Source organism: Actinoplanes auranticolor (assembly GCF_018332655.1).
Lineage (GTDB): Bacteria > Actinomycetota > Actinomycetes > Mycobacteriales > Micromonosporaceae > Actinoplanes > Actinoplanes auranticolor.
In genome coordinates this window covers 84538-100588 of the sequence record NZ_BOQL01000014.1, presented here as the reverse complement: position 1 = coordinate 100588, position 16051 = coordinate 84538, and the positions used below count along the sequence as shown (strand labels likewise).

The window sequence follows — 16051 nt, the reverse complement described above, 5'->3', positions numbered from 1 at the left end:
CGGTGATGGCAACAGGTCGTTATCGGACGGTATGGCGGATTCCCTACGCCCCGACGCTCCTGGTGGGCGGGATGGTGGCGCGGCTCGGCATCGCCATGACCCCGCTCGCCCTGCTGCTGCTCGTCGAGGAGGCCACCGGCCGGTACGCCGCCGGTGGCCTCGCCGCGGGTTGCTACGCGCTCGCCGGCGCCGTCGCCAACCCGCTGACCGCCCGCGTCGCCGACCGGATCGGCCCGGCACCCGTGCTGCGCCTCTGCGCGCTGGCCCACGCGCTGGTCCTGGCCGCGCTGGCGTTGCTGACCGACGCGGCGTTGCCGCTGCTGCTGGTCGTCTCCGCGATCGCGGGGGCCACGTACCCGCCGCTGACCGGGGCCATCCGGGGAGCCTGGACGACCCTGACCGGCGCCGGCCCGCGGCGAGCCGTCGGGCCTCGCGTGCGGCAGGCCGCGCTGGCGGCCGAGACGTCGCTGTTCGAGCTGATCTACGTCGTCGGCCCGTTGCTCGTGGCCGCGCTGACCCTGCTCCGGCCCGGCTACGGCCCGGCGCTGCTGGTCGCGGCGGCGGCCACGCTGCTCGGCGGACTGGCCGTCGCCCGGGTGCCGGTGCTGCGGTTCCCCCGGCGGATGACCCGGCGCCCGATGCGCCGGACTCCCGGGTTCGGCGCCCTGCTGCTCTGCGCCGGGCTGCTGGGGGCCGGCTTCGGCGCGGTCACCGTCGGCGTGCCCGCCTTCGCCGCGGCCCACGGAGGTGGCGCGGGTCTCGGCGGGGTGCTGCTGGGCGTGTGGGCGCTGGGCAGCACCTGCGGCGGCGTGTACTTCGGGACCCGCCGCCCGGCCCCGGACCCGAGCCGCCGGTACGCCGTCCTGCTCGCGCTGATCGGGGCCGGCTTCCTGGCGCTGATCGCCGCGCCGGGACCCTGGGGGCTGGCGGTGGTGCTGATCGTCGGCGGCGTCGCGATGGCACCCGCGCTGACCGTGGAGAACAACCTGGTCAGCCGGATCGCCCCGGGCGCGGTGCTGAACGAGGCCTACACCTGGGTGCTCACGATGGCGATCACGGCCAGCGCGGCCGGCAGTGCCGCGGCGGGGGCGGTCGTCGACCGGTCGGGCGACGCGCGGTGGGCGTTCGCGCTGGCCGGCGGTCTGGCCCTGGCCGCGGCGATCGTCGCGGGCCGGCCGGGCGGCGCGCTGGGACGGGCGGACGAGGTGATCGCCGCCCGGTTGCGCGCCGCGAGCGAGGTGGCCCGGTCGCTGCCGGCCATGCGGGAACAGCCGCCCGGCCGCGGGGTGACCGATCCTCCGGGCGGCCGCACCGCGCCCCTGGAACACGATCCGGAGCTCTTTGTGGACGGAGGGCAGGTTCAGGTCTAGAGCGCGGCGGGTGGCTCCATTAACCTGCTGTCATGGCCAAGGACGTCGTGCCGCACCGTGATGCCGAGACGTTACGCGCGGCCGACGCCGACCGGCACAAGATCGCCGACCAGCTGAAGTCCGCGCTCGACGAGGGCCGTCTCTCGCTGGGTGAGTACGACGACCGGGTGCGGCAGGCGTACGCCGCCCGCACCTACGCCGAGCTCCTGATCCTGGTGGCCGACCTGCCCCAGCCCGGGGTGAGCGCGGCCGAGGTGAGCGCCCGTCAGGCCGCGGAGCTGCGTCGCGCCGAGCGCAAGCTACCCATGGCGCTGCTCGTGCTGTGGACGATCTGGGGCGCGCTGGCCGCCGTCAACCTGATGGTCTGGTTCCTGGTCGCGGTCACCGTCGACGGTTACGTCTATCCGTGGCCGATCTGGCTCCTGGTGCCGGGTGCCGCGCTCGGTGCCGCGACGGTCGGGACCCAGGCGATCCGGCGGCAGCAGCGCCGGCGCTGACCTCGGCGGTGTGGCGGGAATCATGCACTGAGTGCAAGTTGCACCGAGTGCAATCGGCGTACGGTCGGAACTGTGGTTGTCGCCAGCCCGGTCCGGGAGCGTAAGAAACGCGAGACCTGGCGTCTCGTGCACGCGGCCGCGCTGAGGTTGATGACCGAGCGCGGCTTCGACGCCGTGTCGATCGACGACATCGTGGCCGCCGCCGGCATCTCCCGGCGCACGTTCTTCAACTACTTCGCGGGCAAGGAGTCGGTCGTCTTCGACCCCGACCCCGACGACCCGGCACTCTGGGCCGCGTTGCTGACCGAACGCCCGGCCGGCGAGCCGCTCTGGGTGTCGTTGCGCGAGGTCCTGATCGGCTACACCACGGCCGCGGCCGACCGGATGCTGCTGCAACGCCGCGTCCGGCTGGCCTCGCCGGAGCTGGCCGGCTGCTCCCGCGAGCTGGCCGACCAGTTCTGGGTCGCGGCCCGGGACTGGGCCGCCGACCGGTCCGGCCTGGACGAGCTGCACCTCGACCTCACCGTCAACGCCGCCCGCACGGTGCTGAACACCTCCTGCCCGCACTGGGACGCCGACACCGGCATCACCGGCCTGCACGAGCTGATCCGCGCCGGCTTCGCCTTCGTCACGCCATCTCTTCCGGAACGGATCACCTCATGAGTCGCGTACCCCTGTCCGTGCTCGATCTCGCCACCGTCCGCGAGGGTCACGACAGCACCGACGCCCTGCGCGGGACCACCGAGATCGCCCAGGCCGCCGACGACCTCGGCTACTCGCGGTTCTGGGTCGCCGAGCACCACAACATGCCGGCCGTCGCGTCCACCTCGCCGCCGGTGCTGATCGCCCACCTCGCCGCCACCACCCGGCGGATCCGGGTCGGCTCCGGCGGCGTCATGCTGCCCAACCACATGCCGTTCGTGGTGGCGGAGCAGTTCGCGCTGCTCGAGGCGCTGCACCCGAACCGCATCGACCTCGGCATCGGCCGCGCGCCCGGCACCGACCAGGCGACGGCGGCCGCGCTGCGCGGGGTGTCGCCGCACCTGACCGTCGAGCAGTTCCCGGATCACCTCGGCATGGTGCTCGCGCTGCTCGGTGACGACCGGGTCGCCGCCGAGCGGATCGAGAAGCTGCGGGCCACCCCGGCCCCGACGACCTTCCCCGAGGTGTGGATGCTCGGCTCGTCGACGTACGGGGCCCAGGTCGCCGCGGCGCTCGGCCTGCCGTTCTGTTACGCGTACCACTTCGCCATGAGCTCCGACGTGGACACGGCCGCCCGGCTGTACGTCGACGGCTTCAAGCCGTCGGCCCGTTTCCCCGAGCCGCACCTGATGGTCAGCGCCTCGGTGATCGCCGCCGAGACGCACGAGGAGGCGCAGTTCCTGGCCGGCCCGAGCCGGATCATGGCGCTGAGCCTGCGCACCGGCCGGCTCGGCCCGATCGTCTCGCCCGAGCAGGCCGCCACCCGCGAGCTGTCCGACCTCGACCGCCAGCTGCTCGACCAGCTCCCCGGCACCCAGTACGCGGGCACCGCCGAGGAAGTCGTGGAAGCGCTGGACAAGCTGGTCGAGCGGACCGGCGCCCGCGAGCTCATCCTGGCCGGGACGGTCTACGACCCGGCCACCCGGCGCGACTCGCTGGCCCGGATCGCCAAGGCCTGGGGCCTGCCGAATTAGGGATGCGCCGGGGTGCCCCGCGGCCGAGGATGACTGCATGCCCTGGCACATCACGAACAACGTCGACGAGTTCCTGAGCGGCGCGGGGGAGTTCCTGCGGGCCCGCCCGGTGGAGAACACGGTGCTGCTGACGATCACGGACAGCTTGCGGCAACGCGGGCCGCACGTGTTCGGCGACGGTGCCGCGGCGCTCGGCTGGTGCGGTGACGGGGCTTTTCTGCGTACGCCGCCGCGCGGGGCCCTGCTCTCCGACATGCCGCCGGCAGCCGCCGCGGAACTGGCCGTGGCCCTCGCCGGGACAGATCTGCCGGGCATCGCCGGGCCCGACAAGGTGGTGGACGCGTTCGCCGCCGAATGGCAGCGCCTCACCGGCGTCACCCCACGCCTCACCGGCCGCCAGCGGTTGTACCGGCTCGACCGGCTCACCCCGCCCGATCCGCCGGCTCCCGGCGCCGGCCGGTTCGCCGAGGCCCACGACCGTGACCTGCTCCTCAACTGGATGACCGCGTTCCAGCAGACCCTCGGTGAGGGCGCGGACCACGCGGCTGAGTTCGTCGACGACAAGCTGTCGCACGGCGGTCTGCTGCTCTGGGAGGACGGCGGCCGGCCGGTCTCGATGGCCGGCACCACCAGACCGGCGGCCGGCATGGTCCGGGTGCAGGCGGTCTACACGCCCCGCGAGCACCGCGCCAAGGGCTACGCGGGTGCCGCTACCGTGGCAGTCACCCGGGCGGCGCTGGACGCCGGCGCCACCGACGTGGTCCTCTTCACGGACCTGGACAACCCGACCAGCAACGCCCTCTACCAACGCCTCGGCTACACCCCGATCGAGGACCGCCGCACCGTGGAGTTCCCCGCATGAGTAGAGCCACCGTCCTGCAGGTCAACCTGGCCGTCCCGGAGAAGAGCGATGCCAAGAACGTCGGCATCACGGGCATCAACAAGCAACCGGTCGACCACCCGGTCGCCGTGCGTGCCCCGGGCCCGAAGCGCACCGGCCTGCACAGCGGCCTGGTCGGCGACCAGATCTTCGACATCGACCACCACGGCGGCGACGACCAGGCGGTCTACGCGTACGCCCGGGAGGACTACGACTGGTGGGAGCAGGAGCTCGGCCGCAGCCTGACCGGCGGGATCTTCGGCGAGAACCTGACGACCGAGGGACTCGACGTCAACGGCGCGGTCCTCGGCGAGACCTGGGCCATCGGTGCGGAACTGGTGCTGCAGACCACGTTCGGGCGCATTCCGTGTGCGACGTTCCAGTGGAAGATGCGCGAGCCCCGCTGGGTGAAGCGGTTCGCGGCGGAACGCCGCCCGGGCGCGTACCTGCGGGTGGTGCAGCCGGGCGACGTCCGGGCCGGTGACGAGGTACGGGTCCTGCACCGTCCGGCGCACGGGGTGACGATCGGCGACAGCTTCCACGCCTGGATGCACGACTCCAGTCGGCTGCGCGAGTACCTGGAGCTCGACGACCTGCCCGAGGGACTGCGCGCGGACATCCACCGCAAACTCAAGCTCTGATGGAGCCGATCCAGGTGGCCGGCCTGATCGCGGCGCACGTGGCCGTGATCGGGCTGGCGGTCGTGGCGCTCCGGGGCCGCGGTCGGCGGAACCGGGACGACAGCCCGCCGGGCGAGGGCCCGCGCACCGGCAACCAGCCGGACTGAAGCTGGGCTGGGCCGGCGTTCAGCCGTCTCGTTCCCGCCGTTCCAGATCGGTCTCGCGCTGCTCGGCGAGCTCTTCCCAGATGCCCTCCCACTGCTGCTGGGCGGCGACCCGCCGCTGCCGTTCGTCGAGCATCTTCTCCCGTTCGTCGGCGAGGCGGTCCCGGTCATCGGCGCGGCTGACCCGCTCCCGCGTGAGGCGCACGGAGGCGGCGCTCCCGGGGCGGACGTAGTGCTGCGGATTCCGGACCACCACCGCGATGCCCGCCCGGGCGGCCCGCTCGTGCACGGCCAGCAACGCGCGCAGCCCGCCCAGATCGAGAAACTCGACGCGGGCGAGCTCGATGTCGATCCGCCCGACCGGACGTTCGCTGACCTGGTCGACCACCTGCAGCACGATGGGCCCGTCGGACAGCTCCGCCAGATCCACAATGATCATCCGAGGCCCGCCCATCCTCTGACCGAGGCCCATTCCTCGCGGTCGCGTGCCACTTCTCGGTCTATTCAGAGCGGGTCGGGTCCCGGCCTCGTCGGGGGCCGGACGAGCAGATCCGCCGAGAGGTCGGGGTCTCGGAGAGCCCGGCGGTCCCGGCCGGGAAGCATCCGCCCGGCCGACACCACGAGCCGCGCCACCTCAATCGCGCCGCGCGCCTGCAAATGCGTGTCGTCGGATACGCCGTTCGGGAACTTCGGTGACTCGCCCGCGTCCAGCCAGAGGAAGTAGTCCTTGGTGGCCTCCGGCCCGAGCGAACTCCAGAGCGCGAAGGAAAGCGCGGCGAGATCAATCAGCGGCGTACGGGTGGTTGCGGCGAGGGCGCGCATCGCGTCGGGATATTCGCCGTGCGAAAGGAAAGACACCCCGTCGGCGGTGAAACGACGTCGTTCGACCGGGGTCACCAGAACGGGAAGGGCCCGGGTGGCCCGGGCGCCGTCGATGTAGAGCTGGAGGTAGTCCTGGAAGGTCGTCCAGGGGTCGGTGTGCCGGGTGGGGTGTTCTGACTCATCGCCGTGCCCGAAGGAGATGAGAAGGACGTCCCGGGGCCGGAGGACCGCCAGAATCCTGTCGAGCCGGCCGGCTACGGAGAAGCTCTTGGAGCTGGACGCGGAAACCGCCTCGTTGACGACGGTGGTTCCGGGGGTGAGGAAGAGGGGGAGGGCTTGACCCCACCCGGCGCGGGGAACCTCCGTTGTGGCGTAGGCAGAGGCGGTGGAGTCACCCACCACATAGATCGTCCGTCGATCGTCCTTGGAAGGGCGGGCTTCGGCCGGGCCGGCGGCGCCCAGCCAATGCGCGACTGCGCCGGTGACGGCGGCGCGAAGCAACATCCTACGACCGATGATCATGCCGCCATATGACCACAAAGCCGGCGAAGGTGCGTTCCCCCCGCCGCTACTTCAACTGATCGGCGCATGGCGACTCTCGCTGATCAGCTCACGCCGACACGGATGCGACACCAGCGCGACAACACCTGCTCGTCGATCGCCACGCCTCAGGCTGGACGAGTAAACGCTGAGGCAAGCCACGCTGCCGCTCGGTGGGGGTGCCGTAGCCCCCGTGTCTGATGGGCGCCCCGCCGGCCTAGAGCACCTTCGTCTCCACGTTCGGGCTATTCGGCACCAAAAGAGCGAAGATACTCGATGCATGCCTGCAGGCGCGTTATATCTTCGCTCGCGTTCCCCAGGATCCTGTTACAGGGCCCGCACAAAAGCTTCCTGACGGCGCCGGAGCCGTGACAATGATCGACTTGTAGTGCCATCGGCAGAGTGACGAGGCCGTCCTTTCGAGGTCTCCCACCCGGTCGCCGCTCGATCTCACTTTCCTGCCTCTTACATATTGCGCACCGGAAGTCCTGGCGTGCACGCATATCGTCGTACTGCTCAGGGGTAATGCCATACAGTCGGCGCAGATTACGACGACGTACAGCATCGGGCTGCTGGTGCGGATCAACACCCTTCGGCACGGGCGACCTCCGGCGACACATCAACTTAGCGGGTCCTCGCTGGCTGGCGTCCGAGTCGCGAACGTCGACACGAGCTCAGGTTCGAACGTTTGTACCTCGTATCCGATACGGGTAGGCGGAAGGGTGTACCGACTATCGACTGGCCTTGCTTTACCCGGCACGTTGTGGGAGCAGTGTGCTCAGACGGTGTCTTGAACTCGCCGATGCTACGTCTGCCCAGCGGCGGCAGCTTGAGCCCTCCGACACGCCGCCATGACGCACCGATCCATGAATTGGTCGCCCTCTACTGCTCGGGTTCGAAGGGTCACCGCAAGCGCTACGACGAGTTCCTGGAGAAGTGGACGGCAGAGGTTGGAGCCCTCCGAAGCCCGTGACCGACCTTCGCGGAGGCGACGACTGCCGGGGCGGGAGCGCCGACACGTATACGACACGACCAGTGGGATCGAGCGGTCCTGAGTGAGATTCAGTGGGACCGACGAGAGAAGCCCCTCACTGCTGTTTCAGCAGGTGAGGGGCTTCTTCGTGCCGGTGGTGGCGGGTAGAGGATTCGAACCTCTGTAGCTTTCGCGACGGATTTACAGTCCGCTCCCATTGGCCGCTCGGGCAACCCGCCTGGGCATGCCGCCGCGGTCCCCCGCTGCGACGAAGAACAGGATAGCCATACCGACGGCGGGTTTCACAACCGGGTACGGTCGGCATGTCGGGGGCCCCTCGCGGCCTTCCGCGGACATCGATACGTGGCCCACCAGCAGGAGTCTGATCATGGCAGCCAGCCCGTCGTTCGACATCGTCAGCAAGGTCGACGGCCAGGAGGTCGACAACGCCTTCCATCAGGCGGAGAAGGAGCTCGGGACCCGGTTCGACTTCCGGGGGACCGGCACCGTCATCGCCAAGTCGGGGGAGAACGGCGTCACCATCACCTCCGAGACCGAGGAGCGGGCCGTCGCCGCGCTCGACGTCTACAAGGAGAAGCTGGTCAAGCGGAACATCTCGCTGAAGTCTCTCGAGGCCGGCGAGCCGCGGCAGTCCGGCAAGACGTACAAGATCGATTGCAAGGTCATCGAGGGGATCGAGACCGACAAGGCCAAGGCGATCAGCAAGAAGATCCGCGACGAGGGTCCCAAGGGCGTGCAGGCGCAGATCCAGGGCGACCAGCTGCGGGTCACCGGCAAGAAGCGGGACGACCTGCAGGCCGTGATCGCCCTGCTCAAGGCCGAGGACTTCGGCGTCGCGCTGCAGTTCACGAACTACCGGTAAGCAGGCCGCCCGCGGCGCAGACTGAGGGCCATGGACCTCGGTACGGCGACGCTTCTGGTCGGTGGCGTGATCGGGCTCGTCCTGGCCCTGTTCGGGGTCAGGATGCTGGTCACCGGGCGCGCCCCGGCCAGCACGGTGCGGAACTTCCCGGGCGTGCGCGCCGCCGCCCTGTACCACCTTCTCTTCGGCCTGGCCCTCCTTCTGATGGTGCTGGGGCAGGGTCTGCTCACCGGCGCCGCGAGACTCGCCGTGACCGTGCTCGCCGTTGCGCTGGTCGCCGTGGCCCTCGTGCGGTTCCGGCCCCGCGGACGCAGATCCGCCGATGGCCAGTAGTGAGAGCTGATGGCCAGGTAAGTAAGGAGTCAACGTGATCGATCCGGTCGTCGACCAGGCGTGGGTGCGCGAGCAGGGGGACCGTGTGGTCCTCGCCGACGTCCGCTGGTATCTGGACGGCCGGTCCGGGCGCGCGGCGTACGACTCCGGGCATCTGCCGGGTGCCGTCTTCGTCGATCTGGACCGCTGGCTGGCCCGGCCCGCCTCGCCGGCCGAGGGCCGGCATCCGCTGCCGGATCCCGAGGTTTTCGCGGCGGGCATGGCCGCGGCCGGCATCAGCGACGACGACACGGTGATCGGGTACGACGACGCGGGCGGTGTCATTGCCGCCCGGCTGGTCTGGATGCTGCGCGCCACGGGACACGAGGCTGCGCTTCTCGACGGTGGGCTCACCGCGTACCAGGGTGAACTGGTCCGCGCTGAGCCGGACCGGCCCCCGGCGGTCTTCACGCCGCGACCTTGGCCCGCCGACCGCCTGGCCGGCATCGACGACGCAGCGGCCGGCTCGCTCGTGGTCCTTGACGCTCGTGACGCGCCGCGGTTCCGCGGTGACACCGAGCCGATCGATCCGCGGCCGGGCCACATCCCGGGCGCGCGGAACCTGCCGTGCCGGGAGAACCTCGGCGCCGACGGCCGCTTCCTGCCCGTCGCTCAGCTGCGCGAGCGGTTCGCCTCGGTCGGGGTGAGCGAAGGTACGGACGTCGTCTCCTACTGCGGCTCGGGCGTGACCGCCTGCCACAACCTGCTCGCCCTGGAGCACGCCGGCCTGGGTGCGGGGCGGCTCTACCCGGGCTCGTGGTCGCAGTACAGCGCGACCGACCGCCCGGCCGCCACCGGCGAGCAGCCCTGACCCACCCCGGCCCCGGCAGAAGCTCGCCGGCGGACAGCTCAGTCCGGGCGCCCGGCCAGGCCGCGAGCCGAGGAAGCCTGGTCCGGGTCGAGCCCCTCGAACCCGGTCAGCTCATGCTGACGCGCCTGCTCCTCGATCCACCGGTTGTGCGCCTCCCACGCGGCTTGCTTGCTGGTGCCGAGCGCCGCGCCGATCTGGTTCCACGACGCTCCGCTGCCGCGCGCCGAGCGCACCATCGCCTGCCGGCCGTAGCCCGCCTTGCGGATGACCACCTCGCTGAGGGCGAGCAATTCCAGCGTCTCCTCGCGGGACAGCGGGGGGTTGTCGGCGTCCGCGGTCATCGCCGCGAGCGCGTCCCGCATCCTCAGCTCGTCGTAACGCGTTGTGGCGGTAGAGAGCGTGTGCTGTTGCTCCAGTTCGTCGGGAGTAGTCATGAATCGCAGTCTTCCGTCAGGTTTCCCTGACGTCAAGCTGGCCTGACAGATTGAAGCGAATTGCGCTCACTTCTCCCAATAAATCCGGGCCAAAGGCCTCAATTTTGTGTGCCCTAACTGCATGAACACCTCAGCCGTTCAGTCAAGATTTCGGGATGTGCGGTTCCGACCCGCCGTTCGGCGGTGTCTGACGTACTCAGCGTGTGGCACCATCATGGAACCCCCACCCCGACTGACACCTTCAGCACAGGAGCCATAGATGTCCGCAAAGAAGCTCGGCCGCTTCACCGCCGGCTTGTTCGTGGCCCTCGGTCTGGCGTTCGGCGGTGCGCTCGCGGCCGCCGTCGACGGGAGTTCAGCGGTCGCCGCTGCCAAGACATCCCCGACGGCCGCCGTCACAGCGCAGTTCGACTTCGACTGGAGCTGAGTGAGCAGGCCGCCGTGCGGCCAGGGGACACCACGTCTGGAGTTCACCGAGCGGTAGGGGCGTTGGATGGCAGGTCGTCAATCCCCACCGCGGCGGTCGCCGGAATACGTCTGGCTCGTCACCGGCACCCTGGCGATCATCGCCATCGTCTTCAGCACGATCCTCGGTGTCCAGCACGACGGCTGGTCCGACGAGTGGCTCGCCGCCCTGGTCGCGCTTCCGCTGTTCGTCCTGCTCGGCACCGGATCCCGCTACATCCAGATCGGGCGCCACGGGACCTCGCTGAGCCTGAGCGAAATAGCCCTCGTCCTGGGCTTCTACTTCCTGCCGGCCGTCCTGGTCGTCGCGGTCAGCTCGATCGCCGTGGTCATCAAGGAGATCCGCCGGCATGCGGCGCCGGACAGGTTCGCGTTCAACGTCGCGCGTAGTGCCGCGGCTGTCGCCACGGCCGGCGTGGTCCTGCAGGCGTTCCCGAAGATCGAGGACAGCAGTCCGTCCTCCTGGGTCGCCCTCAGCGTCGCCGTCACGGTCAACACCGTCCTGACCTTGTTCGCGGTGGCCGCCGTGATGGCGACCGTCCAGGGACTGCAGGCCGGGCTCGAAATGCTGCGGGTGTCCTGGCCCGGTCTGGTGGCCGCGGAGCTGTGCATCGTCATCGGCCTGGTCTTCATCGTGGCCCTCGACGCCACCTGGTGGTCCGCGTTCCTGTTGTTCATCCTGGCCGGCGTGCTCATCCTGGCGTACCGGTCCTACTCGGACTTCCTGCGCCAGCACCACACCCTGGCCGAGCTCTACGAACTGGCCAACGCGGTAGCCGAGTCCAGTCAGGACGTCACGCTGATCGACTCGCTGCTGGTCCGCGCCCGTTCCCTCATGCAGGCCGAGTACGCGACGTTCCACCTGCCCGTCACCAGCCGGCACCCCGAGGTGCTGCTGACGGCCAAGGTCGAGGCCAAGGGTCTCCTCGACCTGAGCCGGACGCCGCCGGAGATGGTCGAGCGGGCCACCAGCGAGCGCCGCAGCGTGGCCGTGGGTTCCCGGCTCACCACCGACCAGGACCTGCGGCCGAGCCTGGCCAAGGCCGGCATCAAGGACTGCATCGTCGTGCCGCTGCGGTCGGGCCAGGCGGTGATCGGCACCCTCGAGGTGGTCAACCGCCTCGGCGACTTCAAGTACTTCACCACCGCCGACGTACAGGTCGTCGAGACGATCGCCGCGCACGCCGCCGCCGCGGTCGAGAATTCCCGCCTCGTCGAGCGGCTGCGCTACGACGCGTACCACGACCGGCTGACGTCGCTGCCCAACCGCCGGCGGATCACCGACGCGCTCACCGAGTCCGTCAAGATCCGCACCCCCGGTGAGGTGGTGGAGGTCATGCTCTTCGACGTCGACGGGCTGCGCGACGTCAACGAGTCGATGGGTCACGACGCCGGCGACAAGCTGCTCACCGAGGTGGCCGTACGGCTGCGCAAGATCGCCGGCCCGGGTGCGCTGGTCGGCCGGATCGGTGGCGACGAGTTCGTGGTGACGCTGCGGGCGGAGAGCACCGAGGAGACCGTACGGCTGGCCACCGAGATGCGGGAGCAGCTGCGCGGCCCGATGGCCGTCGGCACCCTCACGCTCGACGTGGACACGGCCGCCGGCGTGGCCGTGCAGCCGGACCACGGTGACGACCCGGACGCCCTGCTGCGCCGCGCTGAGCTGGCTGCCAACGCGGCCAAGGCGCTGCCGTACGGCGTCCAGCTGTTCCACCCCGCGCTGGAGTCCCGGGCGGTACGCCGCCTCGGCCTGGCCGCCGACCTGCGCCGGGCGCTGGACTCCGGCGAGCTCGAAGTGCACTTCCAGCCCAAGGTGACCATTCAGGACCGGCACCTGATCGGGGTCGAGTGCCTGGCCCGCTGGCAGCACCCCGCGCACGGTGAGGTCTCGCCGGAGGACTTCGTCGCGGTCGCCGAGCACACCGGTCAGCTGCACCGCCTGACCGAGGTGGTGCTGACCGCCGGCCTGCGGCACTGCCGGGAGTGGGCGGACGCCGGCCGGCCGCTGTCCATCGCGGTGAACCTGTCCGCGCGCACCCTGCTGGACCCGCGCTTCCCCGACCAGGTGCACGAGCTCCTCAAGCAGTACAGAGTGCCGCCGCCGCAGGTCACCTTCGAGATCTCCGAGCCGAGCATGCTGGGCGAGATCGAGCGGGCCCTGCCGACCCTCTACCGGTTGCGTGACCTCGGGGTCCGGCTCTCGGTCGACGACTTCGGCACGGGCGCCTCCTCGCTGTCCTACCTGCGCCAGCTGCCGGTGCACGAGGTGAAGATCGACGACAGCTTCGTACAGGGCATGGCGACGGACTCCGGCGATCTCGCGATCGTCCGGGCGGTGGTCGGCCTGTCCCGCGAGTTCGGGCTCACCGTGGTCGCCGAGGGTGTGGAGAGTGAGCTCACCTTCGATCTGCTGGCCGAGATGGGCTGTGAGATCGGGCAGGGCTACTTCTTCAGCCGGCCGCTGCCGGTGGAGCGATTGAACACGTGGCTCAGCGCCCAGACCGAGCCCGAGGAGACGCCGACCGGCGAGGTGCGCCGTTTGCGGGCCGTCGGATGACAAGCCGCTGACCAGGGATTTCGCCACACCGGGGAGGCGATTTCACCTGGGCTGGCCAGCCGTGTAAGCTTCTGTCTGCGCATCACGCGAGAGATCGCGCGCGCCCCCTTAGCTCAGTCGGCAGAGCGTCTCCATGGTAAGGAGAAGGTCTACGGTTCGATTCCGTAAGGGGGCTCCAACCGGGTTCGTCCTACGCCCTCGCCAAGATCGGTGAGGGCGTTCGATCGTGAGCCTGGCGCGGCGGTGTAGCTCAGATGGCAGAGCAAGCGGCTCATAATCGCTGTGTCGCCGGTTCAAGTCCGGCCACCGCTACTCATCCGGGACCCCGTCCCGGATGTCGTACGAACCCGGGCATCCGTCCGCCGGTTTTGCATGTCCGCGTGACTAGCGTCTACGCTGGTATGTCGTATGTGAATCCCGTTAGCAGGAAGGCACCCCGCCGTGGCCAAGGCGACCGACGTCCGTCCCAAGATCACCTTGGCGTGTACGGAGTGCAAGGAGCGGAACTACATCACCCGGAAGAACCGCCGCAACGACCCGGACCGCATCGAGCTGAAGAAGTTCTGCCCCCGGGACGGCAAGCACACCCTGCACCGCGAGACCCGCTGATCTTTCGTACGACGGCGTGGCGGTGACCCTCCGGGGTCGCCGCCACTTCTGTTTACCCGGGCCGTGACGGGCAGGTAGTTTCGCCTCATGCCCCTCGACCAGTCCTTCGTCGGCCGCAGCTGGCCGGCCACCGCGCCCTACCTCGTGGGCCGCGAGAAGATCCGCGAGTTCGCCACCGCGATCGGCGCCACCGACGCCGAGTATCACGACCCCGGGGCCGCCCGGGCGGCCGGCTACCCGGACGTGGTGGCCCCGCCCACCTTCCCGGTCGTGATCACCATGGCGGCCAGCCGGCAGATCGTCGCGGACCCGGCCCTCGGCCTGGACTACAGCCGGGTGGTGCACGGCGACCAGAAGTTCGCCTACACCCGTCCGGTGGTGGCCGGCGACTCGCTCATCTGTGTGAACACGGTGGACGAGATCACCTCGCGGGGCGGCCACGACTTCCTGACCACCCGCACCGAGGTCACCACCGAGGCCGGCGAGCCCGTCGTCACGGTCTGGTCCAAGCTCGTCCAGCGCGGGGAGAACTGATCATGACCGACACGCTGCCCACCCAGACCTTCCGGGTCACCCGGGCCGACCTGGTGCGCTACTGCGGCGCCTCCGGCGACTTCAACACGATCCACTGGAGCGAACGGATCGCCAAGAGCGTCGGCCTGCCCGGCGTGATCGCCCACGGGATGTACACGATGGCTCTCGCCGGCCGCGCCGTGACGGCGTGGGCCGGTGCGCCCGACGCCGTCGTCGAGTTCGGCGTGCGGTTCAGCCGCCCGGTGCCGGTGCCGGACACCGACGAGGGCACCGAGGTGGTGGTCACCGGGGTGATCAAGGAGGTCACCGACGACGGGCTCACCAAGCTCGAACTGACCGCGACCTGCGGCGGCGAGAAGGTGTTGTCGCTCGCGAGGGCCACCATCCGCAAGGGGTAGGCCCGGGTTGGGAATCACGCGGACCTACCCGTACACTGGTCCGCCGTGGGGTAGTGAACCCTGCCTTTCGCGCTGCGACGGGCAGGATGCCTCACAAAGGGGTGTAGCTCAATTGGCAGAGCAGCGGTCTCCAAAACCGCAGGCTGCAGGTTCAAGTCCTGTCACCCCTGCGCACCGATCGGCCCAGTAACCGGACCGGCCCAGTGGCCGGTTCGCCCGGCGGCGGGCGGCCGGCTTGACCGACCGCCGCATACGGCGCCGATGCGACATCCCATCGACGACGGAAGAGGGCGGAAGTGGCCGAGAGGAAGCGACCCGGTGACGACGCTGCAGGCGACCGCCCCGAGGACGAGGCCTACAACGACAGCGACGTCCAGGATGACGCCGTCGAGGTAGCCGACGAGTCGGACAGCCGTGGCGGCGACAAGGCCGAGTCCGGCAGCGTGGCGACCAGGAGTGAAGGCCGGCGAGGCGGCAACCGCATCGGCGGTTTCTTCCGCGAGGTCGTCAGCGAGCTGCGTAAGGTCATCTGGCCGACCCGCAAGGAACTGCTGACCTACACCGCGGTCGTCATCGTGTTCGTCACGGTCGTGACCACGATCGTGGCGCTGCTCGATCTCGGGTTCGGCAAGGCCGTCCTGGCGACGTTCGGCAACTGAAGCTGAGAGTTACGGAAGTGAGTAAGCGTGCCTGAGTACGACGACGAGACCGCCTTGGCCGCCGACGAGCAGTCCGCGGTCGCGACGGCGGACGATGCCGAGTCGGTCGAGGCCGCCAGCGCAGAGCCAGCCGCCGAGGCGGAAGCCCCGGACGTGGACGAGAACTACGACCCGGTCGCCGAGCTGCGCCAGAAACTGCGCTACGCCCCCGGCGACTGGTACGTGGTGCACTCGTACGCCGGCTACGAGAACAAGGTCAAGACCAACCTCGAGACCCGGATCACGAGCCTCGACATGGAGGAGTTCATCTTCCAGGTCGAGGTCCCGACCCGCGAAGAGGTCGAGGTCAAGAACGGCAAGCGCCTCCAGGTGCAGAACAAGGTCTTCCCCGGCTACATCCTGGTCCGGATGGATCTCACTCCCGAGTCGTACTCCTGCGTGCGCAACACGCCAGGAGTGACCGGCTTCGTGGGTGCCACCGACCGGGTGGACCGCCCGGCGCCGCTGTCGCTCGACGAGGTGCTCAAGTGGCTCGCCCCGGCCGTCGAGGCCGAGGAGAAGAAGGCCAAGCCCGAGGTCCGCGTGCTGGACTTCGAGGTCGGCGACTCGGTCACCGTCACGGACGGCGCCTTCGCGTCGCTGCCGGCCTCGATCAGTGAAATCAATGCCGACCAGCAGAAGTTGAAGGTGCTGGTCTCCATCTTCGGTCGCGAGACGCCGGTGGAGCTCAACTTCAACCAGGTCGCCAAGATCTAGTTCGCCAGACGGAAGTCGTGGGAGGGGCGCG

21 protein-coding genes and 4 tRNA genes are annotated in these 16051 nt (G+C 69.9%); 20 read left to right on the top strand and 5 right to left on the bottom strand.

The window, feature by feature from the left end; all coding sequences use genetic code 11:
- Positions 1 to 5: 5 nt before the first annotated feature.
- The 7 genes from Aau02nite_RS06365 to Aau02nite_RS06335 all read left to right on the top strand — a co-directional run bounded on the left by Aau02nite_RS06365 (position 6) and on the right by Aau02nite_RS06335 (position 5210).
- Complete coding sequence (locus tag Aau02nite_RS06365) at positions 6 to 1370, top strand: MFS transporter (protein WP_307857848.1); 1365 nt, start codon at positions 6 to 8, stop codon at positions 1368 to 1370.
- Between the two features lie 32 nt (positions 1371 to 1402).
- Complete coding sequence (locus tag Aau02nite_RS06360; RefSeq protein WP_212987358.1) at positions 1403 to 1867, top strand: DUF1707 SHOCT-like domain-containing protein; 465 nt, start codon at positions 1403 to 1405, stop codon at positions 1865 to 1867.
- A gap of 72 nt (positions 1868 to 1939) precedes the next feature.
- Positions 1940 to 2530 carry a TetR family transcriptional regulator gene (locus Aau02nite_RS06355; protein ID WP_212987357.1) on the top strand — a complete coding sequence of 197 codons (591 nt, stop codon included), beginning with the start codon at positions 1940 to 1942 and terminating at the stop codon, positions 2528 to 2530.
- Positions 2527 to 3543, top strand: a complete 1017-nt coding sequence (locus tag Aau02nite_RS06350; RefSeq protein ID WP_212987356.1) for an LLM class flavin-dependent oxidoreductase — start codon at positions 2527 to 2529, stop codon at positions 3541 to 3543. The genes Aau02nite_RS06355 and Aau02nite_RS06350 overlap by 4 nt, the downstream gene beginning before the upstream one ends.
- A 37-nt stretch (positions 3544 to 3580) precedes the next feature.
- Positions 3581 to 4405 (top strand): GNAT family N-acetyltransferase, encoded by an 825-nt coding sequence (locus Aau02nite_RS06345; RefSeq protein ID WP_212987355.1) that lies wholly within the window; start codon positions 3581 to 3583, stop codon positions 4403 to 4405.
- A complete protein-coding gene (locus tag Aau02nite_RS06340) occupies positions 4402 to 5064 on the top strand; it encodes an MOSC domain-containing protein (protein ID WP_212987354.1) in 663 nt (220 codons plus the stop codon). Before Aau02nite_RS06345 ends, Aau02nite_RS06340 begins: the two co-directional genes overlap by 4 nt.
- Complete coding sequence (locus tag Aau02nite_RS06335; RefSeq protein ID WP_212987353.1) at positions 5064 to 5210, top strand: hypothetical protein; 147 nt, start codon at positions 5064 to 5066, stop codon at positions 5208 to 5210. Before Aau02nite_RS06340 ends, Aau02nite_RS06335 begins: the two co-directional genes overlap by 1 nt.
- A 19-nt stretch (positions 5211 to 5229) precedes the next feature.
- On the opposite strand, the gene Aau02nite_RS06330 is transcribed toward Aau02nite_RS06335, so the two are convergent.
- The 4 genes from Aau02nite_RS06330 to Aau02nite_RS06315 form a co-directional block, all read right to left on the bottom strand.
- Positions 5230 to 5646, bottom strand: a complete 417-nt coding sequence (locus Aau02nite_RS06330) for an STAS domain-containing protein (protein ID WP_212987352.1) — start codon at positions 5644 to 5646, stop codon at positions 5230 to 5232.
- A gap of 65 nt (positions 5647 to 5711) precedes the next feature.
- Positions 5712 to 6551: a rhamnogalacturonan acetylesterase gene (locus Aau02nite_RS06325; protein ID WP_246594942.1), complete on the bottom strand. Its 840-nt coding sequence runs from the start codon at positions 6549 to 6551 to the stop codon at positions 5712 to 5714.
- Positions 6552 to 6814: 263 nt separating this feature from the next.
- Positions 6815 to 6964 (bottom strand): endonuclease domain-containing protein, encoded by a 150-nt coding sequence (locus Aau02nite_RS47810; protein WP_369076748.1) that lies wholly within the window; start codon positions 6962 to 6964, stop codon positions 6815 to 6817.
- A gap of 733 nt (positions 6965 to 7697) precedes the next feature.
- A tRNA-Tyr gene (locus tag Aau02nite_RS06315) sits at positions 7698 to 7781 on the bottom strand.
- 149 nt (positions 7782 to 7930) lie between these two features.
- On the opposite strand from Aau02nite_RS06315, the gene Aau02nite_RS06310 reads away from it, so the two are divergent.
- Genes Aau02nite_RS06310 through Aau02nite_RS06300 form a run of 3 tightly spaced genes read left to right on the top strand, consistent with a single transcriptional unit; the run spans position 7931 to position 9608 of the window.
- Positions 7931 to 8425 carry a YajQ family cyclic di-GMP-binding protein gene (locus Aau02nite_RS06310; protein WP_212987350.1) on the top strand — a complete coding sequence of 165 codons (495 nt, stop codon included), beginning with the start codon at positions 7931 to 7933 and terminating at the stop codon, positions 8423 to 8425.
- Positions 8426 to 8455: 30 nt separating this feature from the next.
- Positions 8456 to 8758 (top strand): hypothetical protein, encoded by a 303-nt coding sequence (locus Aau02nite_RS06305; RefSeq protein ID WP_212987349.1) that lies wholly within the window; start codon positions 8456 to 8458, stop codon positions 8756 to 8758.
- A gap of 34 nt (positions 8759 to 8792) precedes the next feature.
- Positions 8793 to 9608 (top strand): sulfurtransferase, encoded by an 816-nt coding sequence (locus tag Aau02nite_RS06300; protein ID WP_212987348.1) that lies wholly within the window; start codon positions 8793 to 8795, stop codon positions 9606 to 9608.
- Positions 9609 to 9646: 38 nt separating this feature from the next.
- Here Aau02nite_RS06300 and Aau02nite_RS06295 read toward each other — a convergent pair whose 3' ends face one another.
- Positions 9647 to 10042 (bottom strand): hypothetical protein, encoded by a 396-nt coding sequence (locus Aau02nite_RS06295; RefSeq protein ID WP_212987347.1) that lies wholly within the window; start codon positions 10040 to 10042, stop codon positions 9647 to 9649.
- Positions 10043 to 10301: 259 nt separating this feature from the next.
- Between Aau02nite_RS06295 and Aau02nite_RS06290 the strand changes: the two genes are divergently transcribed.
- The 10 genes from Aau02nite_RS06290 (at position 10302) to nusG (ending at position 16020) form a co-directional block, all read left to right on the top strand.
- A complete protein-coding gene (locus Aau02nite_RS06290) occupies positions 10302 to 10469 on the top strand; it encodes a hypothetical protein (RefSeq protein WP_212987346.1) in 168 nt (55 codons plus the stop codon).
- A 66-nt stretch (positions 10470 to 10535) separates the two neighbouring features.
- On the top strand, positions 10536 to 13064 hold the full coding sequence (locus Aau02nite_RS06285; RefSeq protein ID WP_212987345.1) for a putative bifunctional diguanylate cyclase/phosphodiesterase: 2529 nt from the start codon (positions 10536 to 10538) through the stop codon (positions 13062 to 13064).
- Between the two features lie 102 nt (positions 13065 to 13166).
- Positions 13167 to 13242 (top strand) — tRNA-Thr (locus Aau02nite_RS06280).
- A gap of 61 nt (positions 13243 to 13303) precedes the next feature.
- Positions 13304 to 13376 (top strand) — tRNA-Met (locus Aau02nite_RS06275).
- Positions 13377 to 13505: 129 nt separating this feature from the next.
- Complete coding sequence (gene rpmG / locus Aau02nite_RS06270; RefSeq protein ID WP_067495822.1) at positions 13506 to 13673, top strand: 50S ribosomal protein L33; 168 nt, start codon at positions 13506 to 13508, stop codon at positions 13671 to 13673.
- A gap of 87 nt (positions 13674 to 13760) precedes the next feature.
- Positions 13761 to 14207 carry a MaoC family dehydratase N-terminal domain-containing protein gene (locus Aau02nite_RS06265; protein WP_212987344.1) on the top strand — a complete coding sequence of 149 codons (447 nt, stop codon included), beginning with the start codon at positions 13761 to 13763 and terminating at the stop codon, positions 14205 to 14207.
- 2 nt (positions 14208 to 14209) lie between these two features.
- A complete protein-coding gene (locus Aau02nite_RS06260) occupies positions 14210 to 14605 on the top strand; it encodes a MaoC family dehydratase (protein ID WP_212987343.1) in 396 nt (131 codons plus the stop codon).
- A 97-nt stretch (positions 14606 to 14702) separates the two neighbouring features.
- Positions 14703 to 14775: transfer RNA gene (locus Aau02nite_RS06255), tRNA-Trp, on the top strand.
- A gap of 126 nt (positions 14776 to 14901) precedes the next feature.
- On the top strand, positions 14902 to 15264 hold the full coding sequence (secE, locus tag Aau02nite_RS06250; RefSeq protein WP_212987342.1) for a preprotein translocase subunit SecE: 363 nt from the start codon (positions 14902 to 14904) through the stop codon (positions 15262 to 15264).
- 27 nt (positions 15265 to 15291) lie between these two features.
- Entirely contained in the window at positions 15292 to 16020 is a 729-nt protein-coding gene (gene nusG / locus Aau02nite_RS06245; RefSeq protein ID WP_212987341.1) for a transcription termination/antitermination protein NusG, read from the top strand.
- The last annotated feature ends 31 nt before the right edge of the window (positions 16021 to 16051 follow it).

Excerpts from the sequence above, each read along its gene's own strand:
- Aau02nite_RS06365 (WP_307857848.1), top strand. The coding sequence starts at position 6 with ATGGCAACAGGTCGTTATCGGACGGTATGGCGGATTCCCTACGCCCCG.
- Aau02nite_RS06360 (WP_212987358.1), top strand. The coding sequence starts at position 1,403 with ATGGCCAAGGACGTCGTGCCGCACCGTGATGCCGAGACGTTACGCGCG.
- Aau02nite_RS06350 (WP_212987356.1), top strand. The coding sequence starts at position 2,527 with ATGAGTCGCGTACCCCTGTCCGTGCTCGATCTCGCCACCGTCCGCGAG.
- Aau02nite_RS06345 (WP_212987355.1), top strand. The coding sequence starts at position 3,581 with ATGCCCTGGCACATCACGAACAACGTCGACGAGTTCCTGAGCGGCGCG.
- Aau02nite_RS06340 (WP_212987354.1), top strand. The coding sequence starts at position 4,402 with ATGAGTAGAGCCACCGTCCTGCAGGTCAACCTGGCCGTCCCGGAGAAG.
- Aau02nite_RS06335 (WP_212987353.1), top strand. The coding sequence starts at position 5,064 with ATGGAGCCGATCCAGGTGGCCGGCCTGATCGCGGCGCACGTGGCCGTG.
- Aau02nite_RS06330 (WP_212987352.1), bottom strand. The coding sequence starts at position 5,646 with ATGATCATTGTGGATCTGGCGGAGCTGTCCGACGGGCCCATCGTGCTG.
- Aau02nite_RS06325 (WP_246594942.1), bottom strand. The coding sequence starts at position 6,551 with ATGATCATCGGTCGTAGGATGTTGCTTCGCGCCGCCGTCACCGGCGCA.
- Aau02nite_RS47810 (WP_369076748.1), bottom strand. The coding sequence starts at position 6,964 with ATGGCACTACAAGTCGATCATTGTCACGGCTCCGGCGCCGTCAGGAAG.
- Aau02nite_RS06310 (WP_212987350.1), top strand. The coding sequence starts at position 7,931 with ATGGCAGCCAGCCCGTCGTTCGACATCGTCAGCAAGGTCGACGGCCAG.
- Aau02nite_RS06305 (WP_212987349.1), top strand. The coding sequence starts at position 8,456 with ATGGACCTCGGTACGGCGACGCTTCTGGTCGGTGGCGTGATCGGGCTC.
- Aau02nite_RS06295 (WP_212987347.1), bottom strand. The coding sequence starts at position 10,042 with ATGACTACTCCCGACGAACTGGAGCAACAGCACACGCTCTCTACCGCC.
- Aau02nite_RS06290 (WP_212987346.1), top strand. The coding sequence starts at position 10,302 with ATGTCCGCAAAGAAGCTCGGCCGCTTCACCGCCGGCTTGTTCGTGGCC.
- Aau02nite_RS06285 (WP_212987345.1), top strand. The coding sequence starts at position 10,536 with ATGGCAGGTCGTCAATCCCCACCGCGGCGGTCGCCGGAATACGTCTGG.
- Aau02nite_RS06265 (WP_212987344.1), top strand. The coding sequence starts at position 13,761 with ATGCCCCTCGACCAGTCCTTCGTCGGCCGCAGCTGGCCGGCCACCGCG.
- Aau02nite_RS06260 (WP_212987343.1), top strand. The coding sequence starts at position 14,210 with ATGACCGACACGCTGCCCACCCAGACCTTCCGGGTCACCCGGGCCGAC.